At 74.1% G+C, this 14,497-nt stretch carries 17 protein-coding genes; 11 read left to right on the top strand and 6 right to left on the bottom strand.

The genetic code is table 11. From position 1 onward, the window contains the following. Positions 1-27 precede the first annotated feature (27 nt). Together Asi02nite_RS21545 and Asi02nite_RS21540 are read right to left on the bottom strand one after the other, a co-directional pair. Positions 28-876 (bottom strand): arginase family protein, encoded by an 849-nt coding sequence (locus tag Asi02nite_RS21545; RefSeq protein ID WP_203715664.1) that lies wholly within the window; start codon positions 874-876, stop codon positions 28-30. Continuing rightward, positions 858-1,433 carry a GNAT family N-acetyltransferase gene (locus tag Asi02nite_RS21540; RefSeq protein ID WP_203715662.1) on the bottom strand — a complete coding sequence of 192 codons (576 nt, stop codon included), beginning with the start codon at positions 1,431-1,433 and terminating at the stop codon, positions 858-860. The genes Asi02nite_RS21545 and Asi02nite_RS21540 overlap by 19 nt, the downstream gene beginning before the upstream one ends. A 104-nt stretch (positions 1,434-1,537) precedes the next feature. Between Asi02nite_RS21540 and Asi02nite_RS21535 the strand changes: the two genes are divergently transcribed. Then, positions 1,538-2,248 (top strand): DUF8817 family protein, encoded by a 711-nt coding sequence (locus tag Asi02nite_RS21535; protein WP_203715661.1) that lies wholly within the window; start codon positions 1,538-1,540, stop codon positions 2,246-2,248. On the opposite strand, the gene Asi02nite_RS21530 is transcribed toward Asi02nite_RS21535, so the two are convergent. Beyond that, positions 2,245-3,459 carry an acyl-CoA dehydrogenase family protein gene (locus Asi02nite_RS21530; protein ID WP_203715660.1) on the bottom strand — a complete coding sequence of 405 codons (1,215 nt, stop codon included), beginning with the start codon at positions 3,457-3,459 and terminating at the stop codon, positions 2,245-2,247. The genes Asi02nite_RS21535 and Asi02nite_RS21530 overlap by 4 nt on opposite strands. Further along, the gene (locus tag Asi02nite_RS21525; RefSeq protein WP_203715654.1) at positions 3,459-4,487 is read right to left on the bottom strand and encodes a phosphotransferase family protein; all 1,029 of its coding nucleotides are present in this window, start codon (positions 4,485-4,487) and stop codon (positions 3,459-3,461) included. Before Asi02nite_RS21525 ends, Asi02nite_RS21530 begins: the two co-directional genes overlap by 1 nt. A 126-nt stretch (positions 4,488-4,613) precedes the next feature. Between Asi02nite_RS21525 and Asi02nite_RS21520 the strand changes: the two genes are divergently transcribed. The 5 genes from Asi02nite_RS21520 (at position 4,614) to Asi02nite_RS21500 (ending at position 8,660) form a co-directional block, all read left to right on the top strand. Beyond that, entirely contained in the window at positions 4,614-5,309 is a 696-nt protein-coding gene (locus tag Asi02nite_RS21520) for an ACT domain-containing protein (RefSeq protein WP_203715653.1), read from the top strand. 19 nt (positions 5,310-5,328) lie between these two features. Next, on the top strand, positions 5,329-6,363 hold the full coding sequence (locus Asi02nite_RS21515; protein ID WP_203715652.1) for a GNAT family N-acetyltransferase: 1,035 nt from the start codon (positions 5,329-5,331) through the stop codon (positions 6,361-6,363). Between the two features lie 375 nt (positions 6,364-6,738). Next, a complete protein-coding gene (locus Asi02nite_RS21510; protein WP_203715651.1) occupies positions 6,739-7,239 on the top strand; it encodes a GNAT family N-acetyltransferase in 501 nt (166 codons plus the stop codon). A gap of 42 nt (positions 7,240-7,281) precedes the next feature. Then, on the top strand, positions 7,282-8,019 hold the full coding sequence (bioD, locus tag Asi02nite_RS21505) for a dethiobiotin synthase (protein ID WP_203715650.1): 738 nt from the start codon (positions 7,282-7,284) through the stop codon (positions 8,017-8,019). After that, entirely contained in the window at positions 8,019-8,660 is a 642-nt protein-coding gene (locus Asi02nite_RS21500; RefSeq protein ID WP_203715648.1) for a class I SAM-dependent methyltransferase, read from the top strand. The genes bioD and Asi02nite_RS21500 overlap by 1 nt, the downstream gene beginning before the upstream one ends. Here Asi02nite_RS21500 and Asi02nite_RS21495 read toward each other — a convergent pair. Continuing rightward, positions 8,657-8,950: a helix-turn-helix domain-containing protein gene (locus Asi02nite_RS21495; RefSeq protein ID WP_203715646.1), complete on the bottom strand. Its 294-nt coding sequence runs from the start codon at positions 8,948-8,950 to the stop codon at positions 8,657-8,659. The genes Asi02nite_RS21500 and Asi02nite_RS21495 overlap by 4 nt on opposite strands. Before the next feature lie 267 nt (positions 8,951-9,217). Between Asi02nite_RS21495 and Asi02nite_RS21490 the strand changes: the two genes are divergently transcribed. The 5 genes from Asi02nite_RS21490 to Asi02nite_RS21470 all read left to right on the top strand — a co-directional run bounded on the left by Asi02nite_RS21490 (position 9,218) and on the right by Asi02nite_RS21470 (position 13,908). After that, positions 9,218-10,081, top strand: coding sequence for a hypothetical protein (locus Asi02nite_RS21490; protein ID WP_203715645.1), 864 nt, complete (start codon positions 9,218-9,220; stop codon positions 10,079-10,081). A 2-nt stretch (positions 10,082-10,083) separates the two neighbouring features. Further along, entirely contained in the window at positions 10,084-11,331 is a 1,248-nt protein-coding gene (locus tag Asi02nite_RS21485; protein WP_203715644.1) for an MFS transporter, read from the top strand. Between the two features lie 19 nt (positions 11,332-11,350). Further along, the gene (locus Asi02nite_RS21480) at positions 11,351-11,938 is read left to right on the top strand and encodes a TIGR03086 family metal-binding protein (protein WP_203715643.1); all 588 of its coding nucleotides are present in this window, start codon (positions 11,351-11,353) and stop codon (positions 11,936-11,938) included. A 4-nt stretch (positions 11,939-11,942) separates the two neighbouring features. Next, positions 11,943-12,992, top strand: a complete 1,050-nt coding sequence (locus Asi02nite_RS21475) for a zinc-dependent alcohol dehydrogenase family protein (RefSeq protein ID WP_203715642.1) — start codon at positions 11,943-11,945, stop codon at positions 12,990-12,992. An 82-nt stretch (positions 12,993-13,074) separates the two neighbouring features. Next, a complete protein-coding gene (locus Asi02nite_RS21470; protein WP_203715640.1) occupies positions 13,075-13,908 on the top strand; it encodes a metal-dependent hydrolase in 834 nt (277 codons plus the stop codon). On the opposite strand, the gene Asi02nite_RS21465 is transcribed toward Asi02nite_RS21470, so the two are convergent. Then, positions 13,896-14,497 (bottom strand): SMP-30/gluconolactonase/LRE family protein (locus Asi02nite_RS21465; RefSeq protein WP_203715638.1); only part of this gene is annotated, 602 nt, incomplete at its 5' end. The genes Asi02nite_RS21470 and Asi02nite_RS21465 overlap by 13 nt on opposite strands.

Raw genomic sequence — 14,497 nt, 5'->3', positions numbered from 1 at the left:
GCGGATCGCTACGGGACACAGACGACCTCAGCTCGCCCGTGAAAAGCGGAGGGCGGTGGCGAGGCCGCGGATGATCTCGGCCTCGGTCGTGTCGGGCGGGCCTTCCGCCGGGGCGTGTTCGGTGATCGCCGCGCCGACCACGGTGTCCAGGGTCGCGAGCAGGGTGGCCAGGCGGTCAGGGGTGACGCCGGCGGGTTCCGGGTAGCCGACCGAGGCGAACGACGCCGGGTCGAGGACGTCCAGGTCGATGTGTACGTAGACCGGGCCCGACAATCCCTCGACCGCTGACTCCAGGTCGGCGACGCCGTGGGCGCGGATGCCCGTGTGGGCCAGGTATTCGTGCTCGGTGCGGTCGCCCGCCCGGACGCCGGCGAGGATCACCTGTGGCGGGCGGAGCGGGTCGGCCGGGACCAGCGGCGCCGGGCCGTCGCCGAGCAGCGTGCGCAGCACCATGCCGTGGAACGAGCCCGACGGCAGCGTACGCGGTGTGTAGAGGTCCGGATGCGCGTCGAACCAGAGCACCGTGAGGTCGTCCCCGTAGCGGGCGTGGGCCGCGGTGATCGGGGCCAGGTCCACCCCGCACTCGCCGCCGGCCGTGAAGACCTGGCCCTCGATCGTGGCCAGGGCCGCCTCGGTCGCCCGCAGGTTGGCCACCAGCACGTCGAGCGCCTTCACGCCCTGGTCGAACTCGCCCGGGTCGTCCCGCACCGGCACGGTGACGACCCGGTCAGCCGGCAGGAGCGCCGCCGTGCGGTGCGCCCCCACCGACAGGCGCCGCGCCGACGGCGCGCTCGAGCCCTGCCACTGCGGCACACAGAGCGCCGTCGTCAGGAAGCCTGCGGGCGCGCCCGGGTGGGTCACCGCTGGGCGCGCCATTCGTCGGCCAGGATCGCGAAGTCCAGCTCCGTGCTCCACTCGCCCTTGACGAGTTCGTTGTGCACCAGCCGGGCCTCCTGGCGCAGGCCCAGGCGGCGCAGGACCTTGGCCGACGGCTCGTTGCGTTCGTCGATGCGGCCGATCACGCGGTGCAGGCCCAGGTCGTCGAAGGCCAGGCCGAGCAGGGCGCGGGACGCTTCCGTCGCGTACCCGTTGCCCTCGAAGTCGGGGTTGACCACGTAGCCGATCTCGCCGCCGCGGTGCAGGCGGCTGTGGAAGAAGAGCACCACGTCGCCGACGAGCTGGCCCGTCGCCGCCAGCTCGATGCCCAGCGTCAGCGCCTGGCCCTCGTCGGTCAGCGACGTCGTCGCCCACATCCCGGCCAGGCGGTCGGCGATCACCTCGGGGGTCATCGGCTCGAACGGCACGTACCGGCACACGTCGGGCCGGCTGCGGTAGGCCAGCAGGGCGTCGGTGTCGGCGGTCGTGAGCGGGCGCAGCAGCAGGCGCTCGGTGCGTACGGGGTAGGTCGGGTGCAGTTCCAACACGTCGCCCATCGTGCCAATCATGAGCGCGGCTCGCACACCCGATTATCGTGGCCGGCCATGTGCGAGTCGGCCGGCGGTTTGGCAGACTGCCGGTCGTCGAAAGGGTGTCGCCGATGCATGTGCCCGCCAACGAGACCATGGTGCCGCTGCTGCCGTGCGTGGCGCCCGACGAGACCCTCGCGTTCTGGCGGGCGCTCGGCTTCGAGGTGACCTGGGACCAGCGCCGGCCGTACCTCTATCTCGCCTTCGCCTGGCGGTCGGTCGACATCCACTACGGGCGGGCGGCCAAGGGCGTCGACCCCGCCGAGGAGACCACCGGCGGTTGCCTCGTGATGGTCGACGAGGTCGCGCCCTATCACGCCGCCTTCGTCGGGAAGATGCGCGGCGCGTACGGGAAGGTGCTGGCCAAGGGCCTGCCCCGGATCACCCGGTACCGGCCGGGGGCCTCGCGGTTCACGATCATGGATCCGTCCGGCAACTCGGTCGTCTTCATCCAGCGCGACGAGCCGGCCGAGTTGGAGTACGGCGGCTCGACGGAGCTGACCGGCCTCGCCAAGGTCCTCGACAACGCCCGGATCCTGCGGGAGTTCAAGGAGGACGACCTGGCCGCCTTCCGCGCGCTCAACTCCGGCCTGCGCCGGCACGGCGAGACCGCGCCGGCGCGCGACCGGGCCCTGGCGCTCGCCCAGTTGGTGGAGCTCGCCACCGCCCTGGGCCGGCCTACCGATGAGTGGGCCCGACGGCTGCGGGAGCTCACCCTGACCGACGACGAGCGCCGAGCGGTCAGGGCGTCCGTCGCGGACCCGGAGCTCCTCGACCTCTAGGCCAGCGACCACTTCCGCAACTCGCGGCGGGCCAGCGAGGCGCGGTGCACCTCGTCGGGCCCGTCGGCCAGGCGCAGCGTGCGGGCCGACGTCCAGAGCGCCGCCAGCGGCGTGTCCTGGCTGACGCCCGCGGCTCCGTGGGCCTGGATCGCCTTGTCGATCACCCACTCGGCCATCGCCGGAGTCGCGATCTTGATCGCCTGGATCTCGGTGTGCGCGCCCTTGTTGCCGACGGTGTCCATCAACCACGCGGTCTTGAGCACCAGCAGCCGGGCCTGCTCGATCCGGACCCGCGACTCGGCGATCCAGTCGCGCACCACGCCCTGCTCGGCCAGCGGCTTGCCGAACGCCTCGCGCGCCGCGACCCGGCCGCAGAGCAGCTCGAGCGCCCGCTCCGCCATGCCGATCAGGCGCATGCAGTGGTGGATCCGGCCGGGGCCGAGCCGGGCCTGGGCGATGCCGAAGCCGTCACCCTCCGCGGCGATCAGGTTCTCCGCGGGTACGCGTACCCCTTCGAAGCTGATCTCGGCGTGCCCACCGTGCGAGCCGTCGGTGAAGCCGAAGACCGTCATCCCCCGGTGCACGGTCACGCCGGGCGTGTCGCGGGGCACGAGGATCATGCTCTGCTGCTTGTGCCGCTCGGCGGACGGATCCGTCTTGCCCATCACGATGAAGATCTCGCAGCGCGGGTCCATCGCACCGGAGGACCACCACTTGCGCCCGTCGATCACGTACGAGTCGCCGTCGCGGCGGATGGTCGTGGCGATGTTGGTCGCGTCGGAGGAGGCCACGTCGGGCTCGGTCATGCAGAACGCCGACCGGATCGTGCCTTCCAGCAACGGGCTGAGCCAGCGTGCCTGCTGCTCGGGCGAGCCGAACTCGCCGAGAAGCTCCATGTTGCCGGTGTCGGGGGCGGCGCAGTTGAGCGCCTCCGGCGCGATGTGCGGACTGCGACCGAGCAGCTCGGCCAGCGGCGCGTACTGCAGGTTGGTCAGGCCCGCGCCGTGCGTGCCCGGCAGGAACAGGTTCCACAGGCCGCGCCGGCGGGCCTCCGCCTTGAGCTCGTCCATCAGGGGCGGCCGGGTCCACGGGTTCTCGGCCCGCTCGACCTGGGCCGCGAAGACCGGCTCGGCCGGGTAGACGTGCTCGGTCAGGAAGTCGTTGACCGCCTCGTGCAGTTCCCCGGTGCGTTGATCGAAGCCGAAGTCCATCAGCCCTCCACGGATGCGAGTGCGGCAAGCCCGTACGCGGTGAGCGGAGCGGCCATGTCGGCGAACCGCTCGAAGCCCTCGCCCACGGTCTGGCCGAGCGTGTATCGGTAGTAGATCCCCTCGGAGATCACGGCGAGCTTGAAGCAGCCGAGCGCCACGTGCCAGTCGAGCGGGCCGACGTCGACGCCGCCCGCGGCCACGTAGCGGGCGATCAGGTCGGCGCCGCTCGGGAAGCCGGCGCGCGGGCCGAGCCCGGTGGAGACGACGCCGGCGGCACCCGCGGCGGCGGGACCGCCGAGCACGTCCCAGTAGGTCAGCAGCAGGCCCAGATCGGCGAGCGGGTCGCCGAGCGTGGCCATCTCCCAGTCGAGCACGGCCCGGATCGCGCTGCCGTCGGTCGCGACGATGAGGTTGTCGAGCCGGTAGTCGCCGTGCACGATCGCGCCCGGCCCCGCCGTCACCGGGATGGTCGCGGCGAGCCTGTCGCGTAGTGCGTCCACATCGGGCAGTGGCCGGCTGCGGGACCTGTCGAGCTGGCCGCTCCACCGCTTGACCTGGCGGGCCAGGAAGCCGTCGGGCCGGCCGAAGTCGCCCAGCCCCACGTCGTCGGGCTTGACCGAGTGCAGGGCGGCGAGAGTGTCCATCATGGCGTACGCGAGGTCGCGGCGGCGTTCCGCGCCCAGCGGGTCGGTCTGCGCCTTGTCACGGAACACAGCGCCGTCGACGCGGCGCATGAGATAGAACGGCGCGCCGATGACCGTCTCGTCAGGACAGAACCGGACCGTCTCGGGTACGGGCACCGGCGTCGCCGCCAGCGCCGAGATCACCCGGAACTCGCGGCCCATGTCGTGCGCGGTGGCCAGCACGTGGCCCAGCGGTGGGCGGCGCAGCACCAGCTCCTCGCCGCCGGCGGTCAGGTAGTAGGTGAGGTTGGAGCGCCCGCCGGGGATCAGCGACGCGGACACCGGGGTGCCCAGGTAGCCGGACAGACTACGCAGATCGAGCCCAGCCGGCCCCTCCTCGGTCATCTGAACAGTTGAGGGCACGCCGTTCACGGTGTCAAGCCGAGCTTGTATCTGCGGGGACACGCCTCGGCAACAGGGACGAAATGGTCAACCCGCAGGCTTGACCCAACGCGAACGAGGGGGGACGGGATGTTGTTGCGGGTGCGGGTGACCCTTCCCGACCGGCCCGGGGCGCTCGGCCAGGTGGCGCGCACGCTCGGCGTCGCCGGTGCCGACATCGTCCAGGTCGTCGTGCTGGAACGGTTGGGTGGCCGGGCCGTCGACGACTTCACCGTCGTGTGGCCGGGCGGCAACAGGTTGGATCGGCTGCACGCGGGGCTCGGTGCGATCCCCGGCGTGCACATCGACGGCATCTGGCGGGCGATCGGCGCGCCCACCAGCGGCGGTCACGACTCCGAGCTGCTCGCCCAGCTCGCCGCGAACCCCGCGGACGGCCTGGCCACCCTGGTCGACGCCGTGCCGGGGTTGCTCGCCGCGGACTGGGCGGCCGCCGCGGTCGTACCCGCGGACTGGGCCGCCCGGTCCGGTGCGGCCCCGGCGGTCGCCTGCGCGAGCTGGCGGGCGCCGGAGTCGCCGGGGCTGCCGGAGGTCACGCCGCTGCGGGCCCGACCGATGGAAGGCCCGGACGGCACCCGGTACGCGGTGGCGCCGTTCGGTCGGGCCGGCCTGGTGCTGGTCGTCGCCCGGGGCCCCGGCGAGGACATGCCGGCCGCCGCGTTCCACGTCAGCGAGGTCGACCGGGTGGCCCAGCTCGTCCGGGCCGCCGCCGTGATCCTCGGCGACCGGCTCGACCTGGTCACCGCGCCGCCGGTCGCGGCGGCCTGAGACACGAAGGAGGACGGGCATGACGTTGTGGCGGATCCGCGCGACGGTCGACGACCGTCCGGGTTTCCTCTCCGTCCTGACCGCGAGCCTCGCGCTCAAGGCGGTCAACATCCTCGCCGTGCAGGTGCACACCACCGAGGCCGGCGCGGTCGACGAGTTCCTGGTCGACGCGCCGCACCCGATGACCGAGGCCGACCTGCGGGCCGCGGTCGAGCGGGGCCGGGGCCGCGAGGCCTGGATCGCGCCGGCCGAGGCGCAGGGCCTGGCCGACCAGCCGACCCGGGTGCTCGGCCTGGCCGCCCGGCTGGTCCGCGATCCCGACGCGCTCGGCGATGCGCTGCGGACCCTGCTCGACGCCGACACGGTGAGCTGGCGGCCGGCCGGGCCGGCGGCGCCCGGCATGCGGGCACACGCGATGGCGCTGCCGGACCCGACCGGCGGCCATTACGACGTGCGGCGCGCGGCGCCCGACCTGACCCCGGCCGAGTACGCGCGGGCGCAGGCCCTGGTCGACGTCGCGGCCGCGGCGGCACAGCGGGCCTCCGAGACCGCGACGCTGCTGCTGCCCGACGGCGCGGAACTGGTGCTGCGCCCGGCGGCCCCGGACGACGGGCCGGCCGTGACGGCGATGCACGAGCGCTGCTCGCCGGACACGCGGCGGCGCCGCTACCTGACCGCGGCCGACGTGCCGGGGCCGGCGCAGCTCGCCCGGCTGCTCGACCCGACGCGGGTGCGGACGCTGCTCGCCGTGGCGCCGGGAGCTGGCTCTGTCGTCGGAATGGCCACTGTGGTCGTGGAGGGCTCGCTGGCGGAGCTGTCGGTGGTCGTCGAGGACGGCTGGCAGCGGCGCGGCGTCGGCACCGCCCTGGTGCGGCGGGCCTTCGCGCACGCCGAGCGGCTCGGCTGCGCCGCTGTGCTGGCCCACACGGCCGCCGACAACCCGGGCATGGTGCGGACGCTGCTGCGGCTCGGCCACGCCGTGCCGGTGCGGCGCGACGGGGCGGTCGCGAGCGTGACCGTGCCGCTGCGGGATCGGACTACGGCGTCGGGCTGACGCCGGCACAGGCTCCGACGGACGGTCCCGACGAGGGGCCGGGCCGCCGGGGGTAGGGGATGGGTCCGGGTCCCTTCCCGTGGGACGGCGGGAAGGGACCCTCCTCGCGGGCGCGATGCCGGTTCGGCGTCGCGCCCGCGGGTGTGTCAGGGCATGAAAAGGGGGCGGATGCGCCCACATCCGCCCCCTCGTGTCCTCCGCTGCGCGTAGTCGCGCGCGGCTCCACGGACAGCGACGAGTTTAGTGCCCGATTACACCGTCTCGTCCCGGCCGAAAGGCCATAAGCGCTGGTACCGGAGTGCGGAACGGGAGGCCGGTGAGGCCGATGGGAAAACCGGGCGCGGCGAGCTTCCAGCCGGAGATAGCCTTCCAAGGATGACGACGTTGACCGGCGCGTACGTGGTTCTCCGTCCGGCGACCGACGCCGACATAGCGCCCCTCGCCGTGATCCGGTCGGCCCCCGAGGTCACCCTCTGGTGGGGTCCCGAGGAGGACTATCCCGCGGCCGTGGCCGAGGACATCGACCGCACCTTCGTCGTGGAGGTCGACGGGCGCATCATCGGCGCCGTGCAGACCTACGAGGAGGAGGACCCCATGTACCGGCACGCGGGCATGGACATCTACCTCGAGCCGACCGCGCACGGCAAGGGCATCGGCACCGACGCCGTCCGCACGATGGCCAAGCACCTCATCCGCACCGTGGGCCACCACCGGCTGGTGATCGACCCCGCCGCGGCCAACACGGCGGCCGTCCGGGCGTACGAGAAGGTGGGTTTCCGCAAGGTCGGCGTGCTGCGCGCCTACGAGCGCGGGCCCGACGGCACCTTCCACGACGGCCTGCTGCTCGACCTCCTGGCCGAAGACCTCGCCGACTGACCGCGTGCGTGGTTTTGACCAGGCAGTGCACCTTGTGGTGAAGTGCGCGGCGTGAGCGACGCGTGGACCGGCCCTGTTCTGGTCACCGGCACCGACAACGGTGTGGGGAAGACCATCGCGACCGCGGCGGTGGCGGTCGCGGCCCAGGCCGCCGGGTTGCGCGTCGCCGTGGTCAAGCCGGGGCAGACGGGCCTGCCCGACGGCCGTCCGTCCGACGTGGACATGGTGCGCGCGCTGGCGGCGCCGGCGACCGCCCGCCTGCTCGCGAGCTATCCCGAGCCCCTCTCGCCGCTGGCCGCCGCCAGGATCGCCCAGGTGGAGCCGCTGGAGCTCTACGCGGTGGTCGACGCCGTGCGCGAGGAGGCCGGCAAGCACGACGTGGTGCTGGTCGACGGCGCCGGCGGGTTGCTCGTGCCGATGGGGCTGCGCCCGTCCGGCGAGCCGTGGACCGTCGCCGACCTCGCCGTCTCGCTGGACGCGCCGGCCGTCGTCGTGGCCCGCGCCGGGTCCGGCACGCTCAACCACATCGCGCTCACGCTCGAGGCGCTGCACCGGCGCGCCGTGACGGCCGGGGTCGTGCTCGGGGCGTGGCCCGCCGAGCCGGAGCTCGCGCACTGGTCCAACCTCTCGGACCTCGTCGACAACCTGGTCGGCGTGCTGCCCGACGGCGCGGGCTCGATGGAGCCGGGCGTGTTCGGCCGTTCCGCGCCCGGCTGGCTCACGCCGACCCTGCACGGGGTGCTCGACGACTGGCGCGCCTGGGCGGAGAACATCGACTGATGACCGATCTCGTTGACGCGTTCGTCCGGCTGCACGCCCGCCTGGGTCCGGTGCCGCTGACACCGGAGATCGTCCTGCACCAGGCCGACGAGCCGATCGGGCTGTGGGAGCTGACCGAGGGCCAGTTCCGCAGCGAGCAGCCACCGCCGTTCTGGGCGTTCGCCTGGGCCGGCGGCCAGGCGCTGGCCCGCTACGTGCTGGACCACCCGGAGGTCGTGGCCGGCCGCCGGGTGCTCGACGTGGCGTGCGGCTCGGGCCTGGTCGGCATCGCGGCGGCGAAGGCCGGGGCGGCGTCGGTGCGGGCCGTCGACATCGACCCGCTGGCGATCGCCGCCGTCGGTGTCAACGCGGCGGCCAACGGCGTCGACGTCACGGCCGAACGGGCCGACATCCTCGACGGGCCCGCCGACGCCGACGTGGTGCTGGCCGGCGACGTCTTCTACAGCCAGGCGTTCGCGACCCGGATGTTCGGCTTCCTCCGCCGGGCCCGCAAGGCCGGCGCCGACGCGTACGCGGGCGATCCCGGTCGTGCCTTCCGGCCGGGCGCGGCGGGCACCGAGGTCGCGTCCTACGCGGTGCCGACCACCATGGCCCTGGAGAGCGTCACGACGAAGCGGACCTCGGTCTGGCGCCTGCCCTAGTTGGTCTTGTCGGGTTCCCAGCGGGTCGGGTCGCGGGTCAGCCCGAGCAGGTAGGTGACCGAGCAGGTCAGCGCTTCCGCCAGGTCGGGCAGCTTGCCCAGGTCGAGCCGGCGGCCGTTCTCCATGGCGCTGACCGTGCGGTTGGTCAACGGCAGCCCGCGCCTGGCCAGCAGGGTGGCGAGGTCGGTCTGGGTGAGGTCGAGTTGCCGCCGGCGCTCGCGGATGCGGCGGGCACAGATCCAGGCCCGCTCCGCGGTGCGGTCACTCGACAGGTCGTCCGGCGCGTCCACGCGATCGCCGCCTTCCACGACGGAGGTTGGCGGCTCCCTAGTTTTCGCGGCATCGGCGAGTGCCGCAAGCGGTGACCGGGCTGGTCATCCGTGCGGGTGAACGGGTGCCCGGACGACACAGTGGAGCGCTCTTGAGCGATCCACCGCGCCCGGCTTATGCTGGCCGAAACGGTCGACATGATCGCTTTTGCCCGGTGAGACCCCCCGACCACCAACCGCGCTGCCCCGTGGATGTCCCGCCAGAGAGACCGAGGTGCAGCAGCGCTCATGGATATCGACGCGGCCCGGACCATCGCCGACACCGTCCTCGGTGCGGGCCCGGTGCTCCGTCCCTACCGGGCCGCCGGTCACCGCGATCCCAGCCGCTGGCGGTGCGGGGTGCTGATGCCGGCCGACCGCGCGGCCGACGACGAGTCGCTGTCCGCCGTCGCGCAGACCGAGTGCCTGGTCGAGGCCGCGGGTCACGTCCGGGTCCGGGTGCTGCTGCGGTTCCTGCAGGTACGGCGCCGCACCGTCTACCGCTGGCTCCCGGAACAGGGCCGGTTCAAGGCGGTGGGCTCGCTCGACGTCGACGGCACCGCGATCGCCTCGTGGGACGAGCCGGTCGAGCACGAGATGTGCTTCGAGGTCGACGACGTGACGCTGCGCGGCGCCGGCGCCCGGCACACGGTCCGGGTCCCCGGCGGCTTCGACCGCACCGAGTTGCACGACTCCCGCGGCGCGCTGGTCGGCCAGATGGTCCGGCAGCGCCGGCCGCTGTGCGCGATGCTCAACGTCAGCGCCCAGCCGGTGCCGGCGCCGCGACCCGCGCTGCGGCTGCGGGTTTGGGTGGAGAACCGCACCCGGGCCGGCGCCGACGGCGACGAGGTCGCGCTGACCACCGCGCTGGTGGCCAGCCACCTGATCCTGTCCGTCGAGGGCGGCGCGTTCGTGTCCATGGTGGACCCGCCCGGCTGGGCGACGGAGGCGGCCGAGTCGTGCGCCAACGTCGGCCTGTGGCCGGTGCTCGCCGGCCCGCCCGGCCGGCACGACACGCTGCTGGCCACCCCGCGAATCCTCGCCGACCACCCGGGCGACCTGCCCGACAGCGCGGTCGACGAGCTGCTCCGCCTGCGCGACCTCGCCGGCTGACGGTGCGGCCGGGTCTGCGTCGCTACCGCGACCTGTTCCGCACGCCCGGGTTCGTCCGGATCGCGGTGCCGTCGCTCGTCGGCCGCCTGCCGATCGGCATGCTCACGCTGCTGTTCGTGCTGGTCGTCGCGGCCGGCACCGGCTCGTACGGCGCGGCCGGCCTGGCCACCGCGGCCAACTCGGCCCTGACCGCGCTGGTCGGCCCGTTCCTCGGCCGGCTCGCCGACCGGGGCCGGGCCGCCGCCGTGCTGGCCTGGTGCGGCCCGGCGCAGGCGGCGCTGCTGGTCGTGCTGGTGGTCGCGCTGCGCGGCGGCGCCCCGGCCTGGGTGGCGATCGTGCTGGCCGGGCTCGCCGGGGCGGTCAACCCGCCGATCGATCCCGTCACGCGGGCGGTGCTGCCGCGCATCGCGCCGGAACCCGAGCAGGTGCGCACCGCGTACGCGCTGGACGCGATCGCCGTCGAGCTGACCTACGTGATCGGGCCGGCGGTGGTCGGGCTGATCACCGCGTTCGCCGACGCGTACGCGGCGACGCTCGTCGCGGCCGCGGTGACCGCCGCCGGCTCGATCGGCCTCGCGACGGCGCGGCCGGTCCGCCAGGGCTGGCCCGCCCCCGCGCCGGGCCGGCGCCGGACCAGCCCCGTGCGGTCGGCCGGGATGCTGGTCGTGCTCACGGTCGCGGGCCTCGGCTCGGTCGCATACGGGATGCTGGAGGTCGCGATCCCGGCCCACGCGGCGGTCGAGGGCCACGCCGACGAGGCCGGGCTGCTGATCGCGGTGTGGAGCATCGGCTCGATCGTCGGCGGCCTCTGGTACGTCAGCCGGACGTTCCGCACCCCGCCCTGGCGCCAGTACGGGATCCTCATGCTCCTCAACGTCGTCGGGTTCGGCGTGCTCCTGCTCCAGCAGAACCTCTGGTCGCTCGCGGTGCTGCTGGTCTTCGCCGGGCTGTTCGTCGCGCCGACCACGACGCTGGAGTTCACGCTGGTCGCCCAGCTCGCGCCGGAGGAGGCCCGGGCGGAGGCGTTCACCTGGGTGAACACGTCGGTCTACCTGGGCTTCGCGGGTGGCTCGGCGCTGGCCGGCACGGCGCTGTCGCCGGTGCTCGGCACCCCGCACGGGCTGACCGTCGCGGGCGCCTGCGCGGTCGGCGTGGTCGCGGTCGGCGCCCTGCTCGCCTGGGCGGGCCGCGGCGCGCTGCGGCCCCGGGTCGCCGACGACTTCGCCGATCAGGCCCGGCGGCCGGGGTGAAACGCGCAGAATCGGCGGTATGGAGCTCGCCGCCGCCTACCGTCGTGCCGTGGCCGGGTTCGGAGACCAGGTGGCCCGGATCCGCCCCGACCAGTGGTCCGCGCCGACGCCGTGCCGGGACTGGACGGTCCGCGACCTGGTCAACCACCTGGTCTACGAGGACCGCTGGTCGGTGCCGCTGGTCAACGGGGCCAGCCTCGGCTCGGTCGGCGACCGGTTCGAGGGCGACCTGCTCGGCGCCGACCCGGTCACGGCTGCCCGCGACGCGGCGGCCGAGTCGATCGCCGCGGTGAGCGCGCCGGGCGCGCTGTCCCGCACGGTCGAGCTGTCGTTCGGGATGACACCGGCCGACGAGTACGTGCGGCAGCTGCTCGCCGACCACGTCGTACACGGCTGGGACCTCGCCGCGGCCCTCGGCGCCGACCGGGCCCTCGACGCGGACCTGGTCCGCGAGGTGGCCGACTGGTTCCCCGCCAACGAGGCCGGTTACCGCGACAGCGGGGCGATCGCCGCGGCGGTCGACGTGCCGGCGACGGCCGGCCCGCAGGACCGGCTGATCGCGGCGTTCGGGCGAAATCCGGGCTGGGGTCCGACCGGCGTAGCCTGACCGCGTGCGCGCCGTTCTCTACGAGGCTTTCGGCTCTCCTCCGGTGGTCCGGGAGGTGCCCGACCCGACCCCGCCGCCCGGTGGGGCCGTGCTGCGGGTGTCGGTGACCGGGCTGTGCCGCAGCGACTGGCACGGCTGGCGCGGGCACGACCCCGACATCGTGCCGCCGCACGTGCCGGGCCACGAGTTCGTCGGCGTGATCACCGAGGTCGGCGCGGGCGTCACCCGGTGGCGGGCCGGCGATCGCGTCACGGTGCCGTTCATCTGCGCCTGCGGCCGCTGCCCGAGCTGCCTGGCCGGTGACCAGCAGGTCTGCGAGCACCAGAGCCAGCCGGGCTTCACAAGGTGGGGCTCGTTCGCCGAGTACGTGGCCGTCGAGCACGCCGACGTCAACGTGGTCCAGTTGCCCGACGAGGTCAGCGACGCCGCGGCGGTCAGTCTCGGCTGCCGGTTCGGCACCGCCTTCCGCGCGGTCGTCCACCAGGGCCGGGTCGCGCCGGGCGAGTGGGTCGTCGTGCACGGCTGCGGCGGCGTGGGCCTGTCGGCCGTGATGGTCGCCGCGGCCGCCGGTGCCCGGGTGCTCGCCGTCGACATCTCGCCGCGCGCCCTGGAACTGGCCGCCCGCGCCGGCGCCGCGGAGGTCTTCGACGCCTCGGCCGTCCCCGGCGGCCCGGCCGACGTGGCCGCCGCGATCCGCGAGCGCACGGGCGGCGGTGCCCACGTGTCGCTGGACGCCCTCGGCTCGTCGGTCACCTGTGTCACCTCGATCGAGTGCCTGCGGCGCCGTGGCCGGCACGTCCAGGTGGGCCTGCTGCCGGCGGTGACGGGCCGGCCGGCGTTGCCGATGGACAGGGTCATCGCGTACGAGCTCGAGCTGCTCGGCAGCCACGGGATGCCGGCACACGCGTACCCGGAGCTGCTCCGGCTCGTCCAGGCCGGCGCCGTGCGGCCCGCGGAGCTGGTCACCGACCACCTGACCCTCGACGAGGCGCCGGCCGCGCTGATGTCGATGGTGCGCGCCCCGGTCAACGGCATCCGGCTCATCCGGCCCTGACGGTCGGGCATCCGACCGTCGCGAGTTGATCTCACGTGTGTCGTGCCCATGATCGCTGGCGCGCCCCGCTGATACTGGGTCCATGATGGGCAAGTCGCACGCGCTCTCCGGAGCTGTCGGTTGGTTGGGCGGATGCGCGGGGGTGGTCGCGGCCGGCCACTCGGTCGCGCCACTGTCGATCGTGGCCGGTGCCGCCGTCTCAGCGGGGTTCGCGCTGCTGCCCGACATCGACCACCCGGGCTCCACGGTGTCCCGCACCCTCGGGCCGATCACCCGGATGATCTCCCGGGGCGTCTCGGACGCCGCCGCCGCGTTCGGCAAGGCCACCTGTGACCACTGTGAACGCCAGCGCGGCCAGGGTGGACACCGGCTCGTCACGCACACCGTGCCGTTCGCGCTCGCGATCGCCGCGGCTGCCGCGCTGGCCGGCGAGCTGTGGGGCGTGACCACCAGCATCGTCATCGTCGGCTTCGCGGTCTGGCTGGCCACGCACAGCGCCCTGCGGCCGCACCTGCGCTCGGAGATCGTCGACGCGCTGATCCCGGGCCAGGTGCGCGGGCGGCGGGCGCGCAAGTACACGGCGGCGCTCGGGTCGGTCATCGCCGCCGTCGTGTGTGCGCTCGCCGTGCGCGAGGTCGCGGAGCCGGGCGCCACCTGGTGGTGGGTCGGCCTCGCGGCGGGGTGGGGAACGCTGGCCCACTCGCTGGGCGACTCGCTCACCCACTGGGGCAGCCCGCTGCTCTGGCCCGCGAGGGTGCGCGGCTGCACCTGGCGCACGGTGGGCACGCCGCGGTTCATGCGGTTCCGCGCCGGCGGCCCGGTCGAGCGCTGGCTGATGGTGCCGGCGATGGGCCTGTTCGGCCTGGCGGCGGCCTATCTGCTGCTGGCCCCGGTGGCCCGCGGCTATCTGGGGTAGCGCGCCCCGTTGAAGTTGACCCGCAGCGTGTAGACCGACGTGGTGGCCGTGATGAACAGGTGGTTGAGCCGCGGCCCACCGAAGGTCAGGTTGCTGACGATCTCGGGCACCAGCAGCTTGCCGAGCAGGTCGCCCTCGGGGGAGAAGCAGTGCAGGCCGTCGTGCGCGGCGGCCCAGACCCGGCCCTTGGCGTCGACCCGCAGCCCGTCGAACGACCCGTTGTCGCAGGTGGCGAAGACCTCGCCGCCCATCAGGTTGGTGCTCTCGGCGACGCTGAACCGGCGGATGTGCTTGCGCCGCGTGTCGGCGATGTAGATGGTCTGCTCGTCGGCGCTGAACGCGAGCCCGTTGGGGCGCTCGAAGTCGTCGGCCACCATCCGCACCTCACCGTTGTGCGGGTCGGTGCGGTAGACGTGGCAGCCGTCGAGCTCGGGCTCGGCCTGGTGGCCCTCGTAGTCGGTGGTGATGCCGTAGCTCGGGTCGGTGAACCAGATCGAGCCGTCGGCCCGCTCGACGACGTCGTTGGGGCTGTTGAAGCGCTTGCCCCGGTAGCGCTCGGCGAGCACCGTGATCGACCCGTCGGCCTCGG

Origin of the sequence: Asanoa siamensis, assembly GCF_016862555.1 — a bacterium.
Taxonomy (GTDB): Bacteria; Actinomycetota; Actinomycetes; order Mycobacteriales; family Micromonosporaceae; genus Asanoa; species Asanoa siamensis.
Note: the sequence above shows the minus strand (reverse complement) of the source record. Positions and strands in the feature narration are given on the sequence as shown.